Raw genomic sequence first — 13,635 nt, 5'->3', positions numbered from 1 at the left:
TTACTGTGTGAGTCTTTGATTGGCACTACTCGGCAACCAAAATGAAATGAGAGTCGTTAACGCTAAGAAAGTGAATGATACCCACAAGCAAGCGGCAAACCCCCAAGTTTGGAATACCCAGCCAGATAGGATGGTCCCGATTAAGCGCCCCATCGCATTGGCCATGTAGTAGAAACCAACGTCTAAAGAAACGCCATCTCCTTTGGCATAACTGACAATTAAATAAGAATGTAGCGACGAGTTTATGGCGAATACTGTGCCAAATATCATCAAACCAATCACAATCACCAGCTCAGGGTTCCATTGCATTTGTACACTATAAGCAATCACGCCTGTTATTGCGGAAAGGACCAAAGCCCATACAATCGCTGATTTTCCATCTGGAACTTGGCCTGATTTTGCTCCAGTGATCTTAGGTGCGAAGCCTTGAACAAAACCATAACCTATCACCCACAGCGCTAGAAATCCGCCAACAGAACTATAATCCCAGCCAAACACACTTCCTAAGTAAATCGGCAGCGCGATAACAAACCAAACGTCACGTGCACCGAATAAAAACATACGTGCTGCGGACAATACGTTAACGCTGTTAGATTTAGAAAAAATTTCCGAAAATTTAGGTTTGGTTTTCGCTTTACCTAAATCGGCTTTTAAAAAGATCAAGCTCATAATAAAAACGAAAAGCAACACGCCGGCCATAGCGGCAACTGCATATTGGAAACCGATCAAAGACAGTAAGGCACCACCGATAAAAAAACCGACACCTTTTAAGGCATTTTTAGAACCAGTAAGAATAGCGATCCACTTATATAACGCCCCCTGTGCATTTTCAGGCACTAAGGTCTTGATAGAACTTTTGGCACTCATTTTGTTCAAGTCTTTGGCAATACCCGATAAGGCTTGCGCGGCCATCACCCAAGGAATAGTTAGCCATACACTCGGTACCGCCAACATAGCCAAGGCGACTATCTGCATGCCGAGACCAATATTCATGGTTCGATTTAAACCCAGTCTTGCCCCTAACCAACCACCGATAAGGTTAGTGATAACACCAAAGAATTCATAAAACAAAAATAAAGAAGCAATCTCTAATGTGGAATACCCTAAATTATAGAAATACAACACAACCAACATACGCAATGCGCCATCGGTAATGGTGAAGTTCCAGTAATTAAAGGTCACCAACATATACTGACGGATATTTTGATTAATTTGAGACAGCATAATCATTCTCTTTAAAAAAAAGAGCCCCTAAAGAAGGCAGCTCTTTTGGTTTTATTAATTATAAAAATTAATTGATCAAACCAGCGTTAAATTAAGCAACAGATTTTGCAAACTGATTGATATAGTCAATTTGAATTTGTTTGGTAAAAGCGCCCGGTCTTAATGCTTGAACTTGAGAAATAATTTCAGGTAATTCCCAATCTTTTTCTAATAGCAGGTGAGCCGCTAATAAGCCAGTACGGCCCGAACCACCCATGCAATGAAGCGCGACTTTTTCGCCGTTATTTATCGCTTTATGCAAAGAAGGAGCAAGGTGCTTCCAACGAGCATGAAAGGCTTCATCTGGTGCGCGATCATCTTCAATTGGCGCGTTAAACCATTGCAGGCCGGCTTTTTCGACTTCTTCCGGTAACGGTTCAACGCCCGCTTCTTGCATCTCTTTGATATTTAAAGCGGTAACCACAACGCTAACTCCTTGAGATTTAAGCTGCGCAATACTCTCAGCAAGCTCAACACCTTTTGTTCCTGGGCAAGGCGTTAATACTAGTCCCGCATTATCCACTTCAAGTGGTAGTAACCATGTTGGATGTGTCATAACAAACTTTTCCTTATGCTAGGCCGACTTTACGAACCAATTCTGCAGTACGTGTTGCGTACCCCATTTCATTGTCATACCAAGCGTAGATTTTTACCATGCGTTTGCCGACAACCATAGTAGACAAGGCATCAACAATCGTTGAACGTTGGTCGCCTTTATAATCAATAGAAACCAGTGGACGCGCTTCAAAACCTAGAATACCTTCTAGTTCATTTTCAGAGGCTTGTTTCAGTAGTTCATTGACTTCTTCAACTGTGGTATCACGCTCAACATCAAAAATAATGTCGGTTAGTGATGCGTTAGCCAATGGAACGCGAACCGCATGGCCGTCAATTTTTCCTGCTAAATCAGGGAAGATTTCAACGATGGCTTTTGCCGAGCCAGTAGTGGTTGGGATCAAGCTCATACCACAGGCGCGAGCACGACGAAGGTCTTTATGTGGTGCGTCCAAAATAGTTTGAGTATTGGTTAAATCATGAATCGTCGTGAAAGAGGATTGAGCGATGCCCAGTTTTTCATGGATCACTTTTACTACAGGCGCGATACAGTTAGTGGTACAAGACGCTGCCGTTACGATTTTATGGGTTGCTGGATCAAAAATATGATCATTCACACCAACAACAATATTCGCAATACCGTCTTCTTTTACAGGAGCTGAAACCACAACACGCTTAACACCTTGAGCTAAATATTGATTAAGAAATTCTGTTTTACGGTGAACACCAGTCGCTTCAATCACCACATCACAGCCAGACCAATCAACCGAATCAATAGCTTTTTCTTTTGTAGTTTGAATTGTCTTACCATTGATGACAATCGTATTGCCTTCGCTAGTTACTTCATGGTGCCAACGGCCTTGAACTGAATCAAATTCCAGTAAATGCGCAAGTGTTGCTGCATCTCCTGCCACATCATTAATTTGTACAAATTCAATTTCAGGCCAATCAAACGATGCTCTTAACGCTAAACGTCCAATACGACCAAATCCATTTATTCCTACTTTTATAGACATCTTATTTTCCTCTAAACACAGCACTCTGGACGTGATTCCATCTCAGATAAGCGCAAAATATCTTGTTGGTATGCTTTTTTTAGACAGTTAGATTCTGTTAATCCTTGAATTTGTTTTCTCATCCAACCTGGTAACTCGTTCGACAATCGGTAAAAAACCCATTGGCCTTGGCGAACATCAATCACCACTCCACTTGAACGTAATAATGCTAAGTGACGAGATATTTTCGGCTGGCTTTCATTAAGAGCGAGCGTTAATTCCCCTACGCACACTTGTTTTTCACGAGCAATAATCAATAAACATCTCACACGAGTTTCGTCTGAAAGTAATTTAAAAAACTGATGAGGCAACATTGTTACACCCTTATATATGAATATGCGTATATACTATTAAATATGATATAGAAGTCAACAACTAATTCAAACACATTGAAAAGTCATGCAACAATGTTAAAACGAGAGACAAAAAAATTGACATTATCTTGCAGTGCTTTTGTTGCACTTTTATTGCAACTGACTTCCCAGTAAATATTCTTAAAATAAGCTTCCCGCCTTTTCTGGCAGCGGTACATTGCATAATTAATATCAACCACATAATCATAAGCCGGTTCAAGTTCGCTAATTGGATCAAGAAATGAGTAACCGAAGTAACCGAAGCGCTCTAATTCCCCCCCTTCAGATTCCAATTCATCGTCTGACACTTCAAACGAAATATCATACAAACTCGCCGATTGTTGATGTAAAAGATGTGCAGCAATTCGGGCCAAGCTTGAATCTGGGTAACTAATAAAATGCACACTTCGCTTATCCATACTTCCCTCTTTGTGAATATCTATCCGTAAAGATATATAGCACAAAAAATCATCCATACATATGCACATGCAGATATTTAAATGAAATGACATAAAACTGTCATAAATAATCGGTAGGGTAACAATCGAAACATAAATGACTAACAAATGGAGACAGTCATGAAACACACGTTATCAACAACTTTAGTTTTATCCTCACTATTAACAGTAAGCCATACTGTCAATGCTCGTGACCTAGTTAAAATCGATGGTTCAAGTACCGTTTTCCCTATCACTGAAGCAATGGCAGAAGAATTCCAAGTTGCTGAAAAAGGTAAAACAATGGTGACTGTCGGTATCTCTGGTACTGGCGGTGGTTTTAAAAAGTTTTGTCGTGGTGAAACGGATATTTCTAATGCTTCACGCCCAATTAAAGATTCTGAACGTAAACTTTGTGAAGAAAATGGCGTTGAATTTATCGAACTTCCAGCCGCTCTTGATGCGTTAACTGTTGTGATTAACCCTGAAAATGACTGGGTAAAACAACTGAATGTTGAAGACCTTAAAAAAGCATGGGAACCCGCTGCTCAAGGTAAGATTACTTCTTGGAAACAAATGAATCCAAACTTCCCAGACCGCCCATTAAAACTTTTTGGTCCAGGTACTGACTCAGGTACTTATGACTACTTCCTTGAAGCGGTTGTGGAAGGCAAATCAAGCCGTGGTGATTTCACTGCGACTGAAGATGACAACATCATTGTTCAAGGTGTCGCTAACGATGTAGAAGCATTAGGTTTCTTTGGTTTAGCTTACTTTGAAGAAAACAAAGACAAGCTAAAAGCTGCTCCTATTAGCTGGAAAGGTGGCGCAGCAGTTGAACCAAGTGTTGAGAATGCAAAAAATGCCACTTACCAACCACTATCTCGCCCAATCTTCATCTACGTAAGCAAAAAATCGGCTGATGAGAAAAAGCACGTCGAGCGTTTTGTTGAGTTCTACATGGATGAAAAAGAAGCGTCTAAGCTAGTAAGCGAAGTAGGTTATGTCCCACTTCCAGAAAAAGCTTACAAACTAGCTCAAGAGAACTTCAAAAAACGCCGCACGGGTAGTGTATTTCACGGTGCAGAGGTTGGAGTTGGTATCGAAGAGTTGCTAGCTCGCACACCAAAATAATTCGTAATAAAAATCGTATATACCCAAGTAACTTCAAGATGTGAGTTTCAGCAAGAATAAAACAAGCTTTAGGCAAGGCAAATTGAATACGATCATAGTTATTCTATCTCTATTCAATTTAACGCAGGATAAAGCTTGTTTTAACTTGCCCATAGGGAGCTTCATCCAGACCTTTATACTGCGTCAGATTGGTTTGAAAGGTGGCTTACATTCCTTCGCCAATCTTCCTTGCCTAAAGGTCTGGATGATAGCTCTGAATTCTGCATCTTGAAGGTCACTTGGGTATAAGGGCAGTTTTCTGCCCTCTTTGTTGTATCGATTAGGTACTATCTATATGAATAAAACAAACTTAAGCCCAGATAGCATGATGATTTCAGAAGCGTTTCTGAAGCGTCGTGCTTTTTGGAATATCGTCAGCCGATATTTATTAATGGTAGCGGCGTTGACTTCTATCCTAGTCACAGTCGGCATTGTCTATGTATTGATCTCAGAATCCTTACCTTTTTTTGAACACGTCGCACTTTCTGATTTCTTAACCGACACCCAATGGACCCCAATGTTTGCTAATGCTCACTTTGGTGTGATGACATTAGTTTCTGCAACCTTAACCGTCGCAGGTATTGCATTATTAGTGGCAATTCCAGCTGGCATTGGTTTAGCCATTTACTTAAGTGAATACGCTAGTAACCAAGTAAGAGAAACGGTTAAACCCTTTTTAGAGTTGCTTGAAGGCATTCCAACGGTTGTTTACGGCTTCTTTGCTTTGCTATTTGTGACGCCTCTTTTACAAGCCATCATTCCTGGATTATCAGGTTTTAACTTACTAGCACCGGGGATTGTCATGGGAATTATGATCCTGCCTTACACCGCCTCAGTAAGTGAAGATGCGATGCGCTCCGTTCCTATGCATTTAAGAGAGGCTGGCTACGCGCTGGGCTATTCTCGCTTTAAAGTCGCGATGCACATCGTAATTCCAGCCGCATTATCAGGTATTACCGCCGCTTGTATTCTTGGTATGTCTCGCGCAGTAGGTGAAACCATGGTGGTCGCAATTGCTGCCGGACAAAACCCAAGATTTGGTTTCGACCCAACAGAAGGGGCGGCAACCATTACCTCTTTCATTGTACAGATGGCAATGGGTGATTTACCTCATGGCACGATCGCCTACCAATCCGTATTCGCTGCTGGTTTGGTGCTATTTCTCATCACCTTAATCTTCAACATCATTGGTTTCTATCTGCGTCGCAGATTTAGAGAGGTTTACTAATGGCCACTTCATCGCTTCCACTTGAGACAATTGTCAGTAAAAACAAACGAGACGATTTAGTCATCGCATCCATTGGAATATTTATCCTCGTTGTCGCCATGTCTTTGTTGCTCAGTGTTTTTATTGACCTACTCCACACTGGTTTCCCGCGTTTGTTTGATCCAAGTTTTTACACCAACTTTCCTTCACGTCATCCAGAGCGTGCAGGTATTTTATCGGCATGGGTCGGTACTAGCTTAGTCATGTTAGTCACCGCTTGCATCTCGATTCCTTTAGGGGTTTCTGCTGGTATCTATTTGGAAGAATATGCACCTAAAAACTGGCTAACCAATATTATCGAAATCAATGTCAGTAACTTGGCTGGCGTGCCGTCTATCATTTACGGCCTACTCGCTTTAGGTTTGTTCATTTATGGCTTTGGCTTAGGTGAAAGTATTTTAACGGCGGGCCTAGTGTTGGCTTTATTGATTTTGCCAGTAATTATCGTTTCGACTCGTGAATCTATTCGCAGTATCCCACAAGAACTACGTGAAGCCGCTTATGGCTTAGGTGCCGATCAATGGCAGACAGTAAGAATGTACATCATTCCTGCTGCTCGCCCAGGCATATTAACTGGTACGATTGTTGGCTTAGCGCGTGCGATTGGTGAAGCTGCACCGGTTATTACCATTGGTGCATTAACCTTTATTGCTTTCTTACCGACCCCTCCAGTGCAAAGCCAATTCCCTTTCATTAATTTTGATTGGTTATCGAGCCCATTTACCTTAATGCCGATTCAGCTATTCAACTGGCTATCTCGCCCGCAAGCAGAATTCCATGTCAATGCAGCCACCACAGGTGTGGTACTGATTGCAATGACCGTCGCAATGAACGGAATTGCTATTTATATCCGCTATCGACTACGTCGTAACTTGAAGTGATAGGAAAAATATTATGACCACACAAACGATGACAGCGCCAACAGGCGACTTAGTTCAACCCAAAGAAGCCACTGTAGAGAGTAAAACCAAATCAACACACACTCTTTCAGACACATTACGCGCTGAAGTAAAAGACTTAAACTTCTGGTATGGCGGTAAAGTTCAAGCGTTAAACAGCATCAACCTACCGGTTGCCGATAAAAAGATCACTGCACTTATCGGCCCTTCTGGTTGTGGTAAAAGTACGTTATTGCGCAGCTTTAACCGTATGCATGACTTATACCCAGGTCATAAGTATCAAGGTGAAATCTTGCTGCATCCAAGCGGTAAAAACTTAATTGAAATGGATCCCGGTTTAGTGCGCTTAACCGTTGGTATGGTTTTCCAAAAACCTAACCCATTCCCGAAAAGTATTTACGAAAATGTTGTCGCAGGTCTTCGCATTCGAGGCATCACTAAAAAATCGGAACTGGATGAACGAGTGGAGTCCTCTTTACGTGGTGCAGCGCTTTGGGATGAAGTGAAAGATCGCTTACATACTTCGGCTTATGGCTTATCAGGTGGACAACAACAACGCTTATGTATTGCCCGTGCCCTAGCCCCTAAGCCTGATTTGTTATTACTTGATGAACCGACCTCGGCACTGGATCCAATCGCGACAGCAAAAATTGAAGATTTGCTCAGCGATTTACACAAAGAAACCACGGTCGTTATCGTGACACATAACATGCAACAGGCCGCACGTATTTCTCATTACACTGCTTATATGCATATGGGTGAAATGGTTGAGTTTGCTCCAACCGACAATTTATTCCGCTCACCACAAAAAGAGAAAACACGCGATTACATTACAGGACGATTTGGTTAGGAATACATTATGAGTGCCCATATATTTAAAAAGTTTGATCAAGATTTAGCTGAAATACAAGAAACCGTCAATCAATTGGCGAATAGTGTTCTTCAAGAGTTCGAGCAAGCACTTCAGGTCTTTGACATTCCTGATAAAGATCTTGCGAATGAAGTGATAGAGCAAGATAAATTTGCCAACCAGTGCTTAGCTTCTATTGAATTTTACGGTGAGAAAGTACTGTCTCGTCAGCATGTTGTCGCAGATGATTTGCGTTTTATTCTGTGCTCTATGCGCATGGCACCTCGTTTAGAGCGTATCGGTGATTATGCCAAATCAATGGCAATCAAATCGAGCCGTTTTAAACATGCCATCAGCTCTCAACGTAATGAAGAATTTCATAACATGCATACTCAACTCATGGATATGTTGAACAACGTTATTCAAGCCTACAATGATAAAAATTATTCACAAGCCGACGTTGTTTGGAAAGGTGATGATGAGTTAGATAGCCAATATAAAGCGCTTTATACATCTTTATTAGAAGAGCTTGGCAATAGCAATACCGCACCAAAACAACAAGTTGAATTGTTATTTATCGCCAAAGGCTTAGAACGTGCTGGTGACCATATTAGTGATATCGCAAAAGATGTCCAGTTTATGGTAAAAGGTAAATAAACAAAGTAATTGGAGTGGTCACTTCAAGTGCCAAAGCTCTAAATATTAAGGGGTTACTCATCAAAGTGACCCCTTATTCTATCTACTAATTAAATCAGGCGATGACGAAACTTAGATATTGAAAAGTTTAATCTGCCGACCCTCGTTCATCGACACAACATTCATCTTGCAAATAACCAATCACACTTTGTAGAACTTCATATTCCGCGACACAATATAAAACGGTGCCTTCACGTCTTTGAGTAATTAAGCCGGCTGAAATTAGCGCAGAGATATGATGAGAAAGCGTTGAGTTTGGAACCTCTAACTTTTCTTGAATTTTCCCTACCGCAATGCCTTGATAACCCGCCTTTACTACCGTGTTATAAATCATTAACCGTGTGGCATGCCCGAGTTCTTTCAACGTTTTTGCAATCGCTTCAATTTCCATCACTTCTTCGCCATAAATTAAATGTTTAAATAGTCAAAATCTATATACGCACATACGAAGGGTATATTAACCAAAAATAAAGTTATAAAGTAACCCAGCACCAATCGCCATGCTTAATATTACTGTTAAAAATGCCGCTATCATCTGATTTTTAAAGATAGATTTAAGCAAAATAACTTCCGTTAGACTCGCGCCTGCACTACCAATAATCAAGGCCATCACAGAACCTAACGCCATTCCCTTTTTCACTAATGCCGCACTTAATGGAATCACTGCTTCCGCACGAATATACAGAGGAATGCCTATCACAGCCGCAACAGGAATGGCATACCATTTATTGGCACCCGCATACTCCACGATAAATTCAGTTGGAATAAAGCCATAGATAAATGAACCAATCGCGATCCCCAAAATTAAATATGGCAACACTTGCTTAAAATCTTTCCAGGTTGATAACCATATTCTCATCCAACGGCTAAGCGGCTTAGCCTCGGGTAAGGTTTCTGCATTATTGGCAGAACAACAAGAGCTACTATTCGATGCAACTGCAACTTTGGGTTGAGGCTTAATACTTGCTTCTTCAATATTTGCTGTTTCAACTTTACTGCAACAGCTCGCTTCTTCTACCTTGGTAACTGGCTCAGGCTGTGAGCAACATGATGTTTTCGAACTTGCTTCAACAGATGAACAGCTGCTTTGTTGATTATTTGTGTTAGTCGCACATCCTGACGTTTCATGGGGTTGATACGCCTCTGGTTTGATATAACGCTCAAAGCCCAATTTTTCCAATAAGTAACCCGAAGCTATCGATACCGTCATCGCAACAGCAAAATAAAATACGGCCACTTGCCAACCAAAGGTAATAAAAAACAACCCGATAATCACAGGGTTTAGCAATGGGCTAGCAAATAGAAATACCATCATTGGCCCAAAACCAGCACGAGCACGTAGCAAACCTTTTAAAAATGGGATCGTCGAACAAGAACAAAATGGCGTAATAGAACCAAGCAATGCTGCAATGAAATACCCCTTCCCTTTACGAGAGCTCAATATCGCTTGAATTTTTTCAGGCGTCAGAAACGCTTGCAGCACACCAACCAAATAGCTGATAGCTAAAAAGAGCACGATTAGCTCAGCGGCTAAAAAGACAAACATATCTAAAGCATCATGCGCCATGTCAATAAATTCATTATTCACAGTCTTACCCTTTAATATTTCTAACATTCTAGAAATATAGTAATTGGGAAGATATTAATCAAGCACTATTTCCATAAACATCGAAATAATGAAAGTAAGAATCTGAGTTAGTAGGATAGTAATTGATCAGGGAAGAGGTTAAATGAAAAGAAAAAATTCGATAGTAAAACGCCACACGGTTTAAGGTGTGGCGAGAGATTTAGTAATTCTTCTTCATTCTCAATGCGACATTAACTAGCGCAATCAATACTGGCACTTCAACTAAAGGCCCGATTACGCCAACAAAGGCTTGGTCTGAATTAATGCCAAATACGGCAATCGCCACGGCAATCGCTAATTCGAAATTATTACCTGAAGAAGTAAAAGCAATGGAAGCATTACGATCGTAAGGAATACCTAACTTTTTACCGAGGTAGAAGCTCACAAAGAACATCACTAAGAAGTAGATGATAAGCGGTACGGCAACGCGTAATACATCCATTGGCAGTTCGACAATCATTTCACCTTTTAGGCTAAACATAAGAACAATAGTCGCCAGTAATGCAACTAGAGTGATTGGAGAAATACGAGGAATAAAGACTTCGTTGTACCATTGCAACCCTTTCAACGCGACTAAGATTTTACGGCTTAAGTAGCCCGCTAAAAACGGAATACCAAGGTAGATCAGAACACTTTCTGCAATGTCCGCGATAGTGATATGAATAGCAAAGCTTTCTAAACCAAAGTAAGGAGGCAGTATTGTAATGAATAACCAAGCCATGAAGCTATAAGTCACGATTTGGAAAGCACTGTTTAATGCCACAAGTGTTGCGCCGTATTCTTTGTTACCACCACTAATGTCATTCCATACCAGAACCATCGCAATACAACGCGCGAGACCAATTAAGATCAAGCCTGCCATGTAACCTGGGTAGTCACGTAAAAAGATAATGGCTAAGGCAAACATTAAGATTGGACCGACAATCCAGTTCATCACTAATGACAACGTAATGGCTTTTTTATCACGTGTTACTTCACCAAGTAGACTGTAATCCACTTTTGCTAGCGGTGGGTACATCATTAAGATAAGACCAATCGCCAATGGGATATTGGTTGAACCTGCCGACATATTTTCATTCCACTGTGCAACCTCAGGATAAACCACCCCGATCGCCACACCAATCGCCATCGCTAGGAAAATCCAAATCGTTAAATAACGATCAAGGAAACTCATTTTCTTTGCAGCACTTTCGTCACTACAAGCTGTTACGTTTGTCATTTCAAATCCTTACTATGCAGATTTATCTGAGATTTATTTCGGTGAGTTTTGTCTTTGGGAATAAATTACTTAGCTGATTGATTCTAAGCTGTTATTAAGCTTTTTCGGCTTCAATAACCTGTAATTCTTGTTCAATCATTGCTTGATTATTATTTAATGTTAGCTCTAGTACTTGTAAAGCCCATGTCGGTAGCTCTGGATTGACTCTGTAATGCACCCATTTACCACGACGGTCATCAATCACCAGATTATGCTTTCTTAGCTCAGCAAGATGACGAGAGACTTTAGGCTGACTTAAGTTGAGTGCGCTCATTAAATCACACACACATAACTCACCTTTACTTTGCATAAGTAACAAAGATTTCAAGCGAGTTTCTTCTGAAAGGGCTTTATAAAAATATAGGGGTTCAAACATCGGTATTTTCCCAACCAACAAACATATGAATTATCATATATATGAAACTTCGAATGTCAAGTTGTGTTAGTGAGTTAAATCACTTAATCAAAAGTAGAGCCTCCTTACCTTTTATCTTTATAAATATTCCCACAACAACACTTGCAATAAAAAACAATTGTTATAACATGCAAGTATTGATGAAAATAAAAGTGAGAGAATCAATGAATGATCAAAACTTAGAAAAATACACAACCGTATTTAAAGCAATCTCTAACCCGATGAGATTAAAAATCTTGTTGTTGTTAGAAGATGGTGAGCGATGTGTTTGTGATTTTGAGCATGAATTAAATTTGGATATGTCAGTGATTTCTCGACATTTAAAACTATTAAATGACAGCAACATTGTTTCTTCACGTAGAGAAGGAAAACGAGTCTTTTATAAATTAGAAATGGGCTGTGTGTTGTCCTTCCTTCATTGCATTGATAATCAAATAAGGTAGGTTGATGATGTTTGTTATATTTACTTATTTAGCCGATTGGCTAACTTATCAAATACTTGGTTTAGATCCACAGACGCATATTGCAGAAAGTATTCACTTTTTTATCGAAGATACCAGCAAAATTTTTGCCCTATTATTTATCCTGATTTACTTTATTGCCATTATTCGTGCCGGCTTAAATGCTGAATACGTTAGAGATTACCTCCAAGGAAAAAATAAAGGCATTGGTTATGTGTTTGGCTCGATCTTCGGTGCAGTAACACCTTTTTGCTCTTGTAGCTCCATCCCTTTATTTTTAGGTTTTGTTTCTGCTCGTATTCCGCTTGGTATTACGATGGCATTTTTATTAACTTCACCACTAATTAATGAAGTTGCCATTGTAATGTTAGGTAGTCTACTTGGGCTGAAGTTTACCATTATCTATATCATTTTAGGGATGACGCTAGGAATTGTTGGCGGCATTGTGATTGACCTATTTAAAGCGGATCGTTGGCTTATCCCACAATTGGCTAAAATGTATGCTGAAGATAGCAAACCTCGCAATAACTCATCAGAACCACAGGCGAAACTCAACTTAAAACAAAGACATGAGTTTGCTAAAGAAGAAGTACTGAATATTTTAGAACGTATTTGGAAGTGGATTTTTATTGGTGTGGGCATTGGCGCGTTGATTCATGGAATGATCCCAGCAGAATGGTTCGCTCAATATTTAAGTGAAGGCCAATGGTGGACAGTACCGATTGCAGCTTTGGTTGGCATTCCTATGTACACCAATGCTACGGCTATTATTCCGATCATGGGTAGTCTATTAGTGAAAGGATTACCATTAGGCACTACCCTCACTTTCTGCATGAGTTCAGTTGCTGCAAGCATTCCTGAATTCACTATGTTGAAACAAGTAATGACCTATCGCTTACTTGGACTGATTTTTGGTTACCTTCTGATTGCAATGTCGCTTCTCGGTTGGTTCTTTAATGCGTTTAACTTTATAGGATAAGAATGATGAAACAAGTTATTGTTTATGGCTCTGGTTGTAAAAACTGTACTGTTACTGAAGAGAAAATCAAAGCGTTTGCTGCGGCTCAAGGCATCAGTATTAACGTGAAAAAAGAAACGAATTTAATGGAAATTATGAATGCAGGTGTAATGAGTACACCCGGAGTTTCAGTCGATGGTCAAGTCGTTCATACCGGCTCTGTACCTAATGAAGCTGAAATTGCTCAATTTTTATAATCTATGTGACTCATAGATACACAAGTAACTTCAAGGTGTGAGTTTCAGTAAGAATAAAACATTGAGACATCATGCTAGAGGATAACTTTGACTAAGGACTTACTATGCTTA

17 protein-coding genes are annotated in these 13,635 nt (G+C 40.2%); 8 read left to right on the top strand and 9 right to left on the bottom strand.

The window, feature by feature from the left end; genetic code table 11:
• The 5 genes from arsJ to ACN0T8_RS00430 all read right to left on the bottom strand — a co-directional run bounded on the left by arsJ (window position 1) and on the right by ACN0T8_RS00430 (window position 3,645).
• Window positions 1-1,230, bottom strand: coding sequence for an organoarsenical effux MFS transporter ArsJ (gene arsJ / locus ACN0T8_RS00450; protein ID WP_417878726.1), 1,230 nt, complete (start codon window positions 1,228-1,230; stop codon window positions 1-3).
• Between the two features lie 85 nt (window positions 1,231-1,315).
• Window positions 1,316-1,819: a cyclin-dependent kinase inhibitor 3 family protein gene (locus ACN0T8_RS00445; RefSeq protein WP_417878725.1), complete on the bottom strand. Its 504-nt coding sequence runs from the start codon at window positions 1,817-1,819 to the stop codon at window positions 1,316-1,318.
• A gap of 13 nt (window positions 1,820-1,832) precedes the next feature.
• Window positions 1,833-2,834, bottom strand: a complete 1,002-nt coding sequence (locus ACN0T8_RS00440; protein ID WP_417878724.1) for an ArsJ-associated glyceraldehyde-3-phosphate dehydrogenase — start codon at window positions 2,832-2,834, stop codon at window positions 1,833-1,835.
• A gap of 11 nt (window positions 2,835-2,845) precedes the next feature.
• Window positions 2,846-3,187 (bottom strand): metalloregulator ArsR/SmtB family transcription factor, encoded by a 342-nt coding sequence (locus ACN0T8_RS00435; RefSeq protein WP_417878723.1) that lies wholly within the window; start codon window positions 3,185-3,187, stop codon window positions 2,846-2,848.
• An 83-nt stretch (window positions 3,188-3,270) separates the two neighbouring features.
• Window positions 3,271-3,645 (bottom strand): hypothetical protein, encoded by a 375-nt coding sequence (locus ACN0T8_RS00430; RefSeq protein WP_417878722.1) that lies wholly within the window; start codon window positions 3,643-3,645, stop codon window positions 3,271-3,273.
• A gap of 159 nt (window positions 3,646-3,804) precedes the next feature.
• Here ACN0T8_RS00430 and ACN0T8_RS00425 point away from each other — a divergent pair, with 159 nt between their 5' ends.
• From ACN0T8_RS00425 to phoU, 5 genes are all read left to right on the top strand, one after another.
• On the top strand, window positions 3,805-4,797 hold the full coding sequence (locus tag ACN0T8_RS00425; protein ID WP_417878721.1) for a PstS family phosphate ABC transporter substrate-binding protein: 993 nt from the start codon (window positions 3,805-3,807) through the stop codon (window positions 4,795-4,797).
• A 334-nt stretch (window positions 4,798-5,131) separates the two neighbouring features.
• Window positions 5,132-6,064 carry a phosphate ABC transporter permease subunit PstC gene (gene pstC / locus ACN0T8_RS00420; protein WP_417878720.1) on the top strand — a complete coding sequence of 311 codons (933 nt, stop codon included), beginning with the start codon at window positions 5,132-5,134 and terminating at the stop codon, window positions 6,062-6,064.
• On the top strand, window positions 6,064-6,984 hold the full coding sequence (pstA, locus tag ACN0T8_RS00415; RefSeq protein WP_417878719.1) for a phosphate ABC transporter permease PstA: 921 nt from the start codon (window positions 6,064-6,066) through the stop codon (window positions 6,982-6,984). Before pstC ends, pstA begins: the two co-directional genes overlap by 1 nt.
• Before the next feature lie 13 nt (window positions 6,985-6,997).
• Window positions 6,998-7,852, top strand: coding sequence for a phosphate ABC transporter ATP-binding protein PstB (pstB, locus tag ACN0T8_RS00410; protein ID WP_417878718.1), 855 nt, complete (start codon window positions 6,998-7,000; stop codon window positions 7,850-7,852).
• Window positions 7,853-7,861: 9 nt separating this feature from the next.
• Window positions 7,862-8,509 carry a phosphate signaling complex protein PhoU gene (gene phoU / locus ACN0T8_RS00405; RefSeq protein WP_417878717.1) on the top strand — a complete coding sequence of 216 codons (648 nt, stop codon included), beginning with the start codon at window positions 7,862-7,864 and terminating at the stop codon, window positions 8,507-8,509.
• Between the two features lie 127 nt (window positions 8,510-8,636).
• Here the strand turns inward: phoU and ACN0T8_RS00400 are convergent, their stop codons facing one another.
• The 4 genes from ACN0T8_RS00400 to ACN0T8_RS00385 all read right to left on the bottom strand — a co-directional run bounded on the left by ACN0T8_RS00400 (window position 8,637) and on the right by ACN0T8_RS00385 (window position 11,809).
• A complete protein-coding gene (locus ACN0T8_RS00400) occupies window positions 8,637-8,939 on the bottom strand; it encodes an ArsR/SmtB family transcription factor (RefSeq protein ID WP_417879465.1) in 303 nt (100 codons plus the stop codon).
• Window positions 8,940-9,005: 66 nt separating this feature from the next.
• On the bottom strand, window positions 9,006-10,136 hold the full coding sequence (locus ACN0T8_RS00395) for a permease (RefSeq protein ID WP_417878716.1): 1,131 nt from the start codon (window positions 10,134-10,136) through the stop codon (window positions 9,006-9,008).
• 199 nt (window positions 10,137-10,335) lie between these two features.
• Window positions 10,336-11,394: an ACR3 family arsenite efflux transporter gene (arsB, locus tag ACN0T8_RS00390; RefSeq protein ID WP_417878715.1), complete on the bottom strand. Its 1,059-nt coding sequence runs from the start codon at window positions 11,392-11,394 to the stop codon at window positions 10,336-10,338.
• 94 nt (window positions 11,395-11,488) lie between these two features.
• Complete coding sequence (locus ACN0T8_RS00385) at window positions 11,489-11,809, bottom strand: metalloregulator ArsR/SmtB family transcription factor (protein WP_417878714.1); 321 nt, start codon at window positions 11,807-11,809, stop codon at window positions 11,489-11,491.
• A gap of 41 nt (window positions 11,810-11,850) precedes the next feature.
• Between ACN0T8_RS00385 and ACN0T8_RS00380 the strand changes: the two genes are divergently transcribed.
• The 3 genes from ACN0T8_RS00380 to ACN0T8_RS00370 are packed head-to-tail and all read left to right on the top strand — an operon-like array spanning window position 11,851 to window position 13,524.
• Window positions 11,851-12,291 carry an ArsR/SmtB family transcription factor gene (locus ACN0T8_RS00380; protein ID WP_417878713.1) on the top strand — a complete coding sequence of 147 codons (441 nt, stop codon included), beginning with the start codon at window positions 11,851-11,853 and terminating at the stop codon, window positions 12,289-12,291.
• A gap of 7 nt (window positions 12,292-12,298) precedes the next feature.
• Window positions 12,299-13,288 (top strand): permease, encoded by a 990-nt coding sequence (locus tag ACN0T8_RS00375; protein WP_417879464.1) that lies wholly within the window; start codon window positions 12,299-12,301, stop codon window positions 13,286-13,288.
• A 2-nt stretch (window positions 13,289-13,290) separates the two neighbouring features.
• Window positions 13,291-13,524, top strand: a complete 234-nt coding sequence (locus tag ACN0T8_RS00370) for a thioredoxin family protein (protein WP_417878712.1) — start codon at window positions 13,291-13,293, stop codon at window positions 13,522-13,524.
• Window positions 13,525-13,635: the final 111 nt, after the last annotated feature.

This window comes from Vibrio sp. (assembly GCF_048266485.1).
In the GTDB taxonomy this organism is placed as follows: Bacteria; Pseudomonadota; Gammaproteobacteria; order Enterobacterales; family Vibrionaceae; genus Vibrio.
Note: the sequence above shows the minus strand (reverse complement) of the source record. Positions and strands in the feature narration are given on the sequence as shown.

Coding starts and splice junctions, on each gene's coding strand:
- arsJ (WP_417878726.1), bottom strand. CDS start 1,230: ATGATTATGCTGTCTCAAATTAATCAAAATATCCGTCAGTATATGTTG.
- ACN0T8_RS00445 (WP_417878725.1), bottom strand. CDS start 1,819: ATGACACATCCAACATGGTTACTACCACTTGAAGTGGATAATGCGGGA.
- ACN0T8_RS00440 (WP_417878724.1), bottom strand. CDS start 2,834: ATGTCTATAAAAGTAGGAATAAATGGATTTGGTCGTATTGGACGTTTA.
- ACN0T8_RS00435 (WP_417878723.1), bottom strand. CDS start 3,187: ATGTTGCCTCATCAGTTTTTTAAATTACTTTCAGACGAAACTCGTGTG.
- ACN0T8_RS00430 (WP_417878722.1), bottom strand. CDS start 3,645: ATGGATAAGCGAAGTGTGCATTTTATTAGTTACCCAGATTCAAGCTTG.
- ACN0T8_RS00425 (WP_417878721.1), top strand. CDS start 3,805: ATGAAACACACGTTATCAACAACTTTAGTTTTATCCTCACTATTAACA.
- pstC (WP_417878720.1), top strand. CDS start 5,132: ATGAATAAAACAAACTTAAGCCCAGATAGCATGATGATTTCAGAAGCG.
- pstA (WP_417878719.1), top strand. CDS start 6,064: ATGGCCACTTCATCGCTTCCACTTGAGACAATTGTCAGTAAAAACAAA.
- pstB (WP_417878718.1), top strand. CDS start 6,998: ATGACCACACAAACGATGACAGCGCCAACAGGCGACTTAGTTCAACCC.
- phoU (WP_417878717.1), top strand. CDS start 7,862: ATGAGTGCCCATATATTTAAAAAGTTTGATCAAGATTTAGCTGAAATA.
- ACN0T8_RS00400 (WP_417879465.1), bottom strand. CDS start 8,939: ATGGAAATTGAAGCGATTGCAAAAACGTTGAAAGAACTCGGGCATGCC.
- arsB (WP_417878715.1), bottom strand. CDS start 11,394: ATGACAAACGTAACAGCTTGTAGTGACGAAAGTGCTGCAAAGAAAATG.
- ACN0T8_RS00385 (WP_417878714.1), bottom strand. CDS start 11,809: ATGTTTGAACCCCTATATTTTTATAAAGCCCTTTCAGAAGAAACTCGC.
- ACN0T8_RS00380 (WP_417878713.1), top strand. CDS start 11,851: ATGAAACTTCGAATGTCAAGTTGTGTTAGTGAGTTAAATCACTTAATC.
- ACN0T8_RS00375 (WP_417879464.1), top strand. CDS start 12,299: ATGTTTGTTATATTTACTTATTTAGCCGATTGGCTAACTTATCAAATA.
- ACN0T8_RS00370 (WP_417878712.1), top strand. CDS start 13,291: ATGATGAAACAAGTTATTGTTTATGGCTCTGGTTGTAAAAACTGTACT.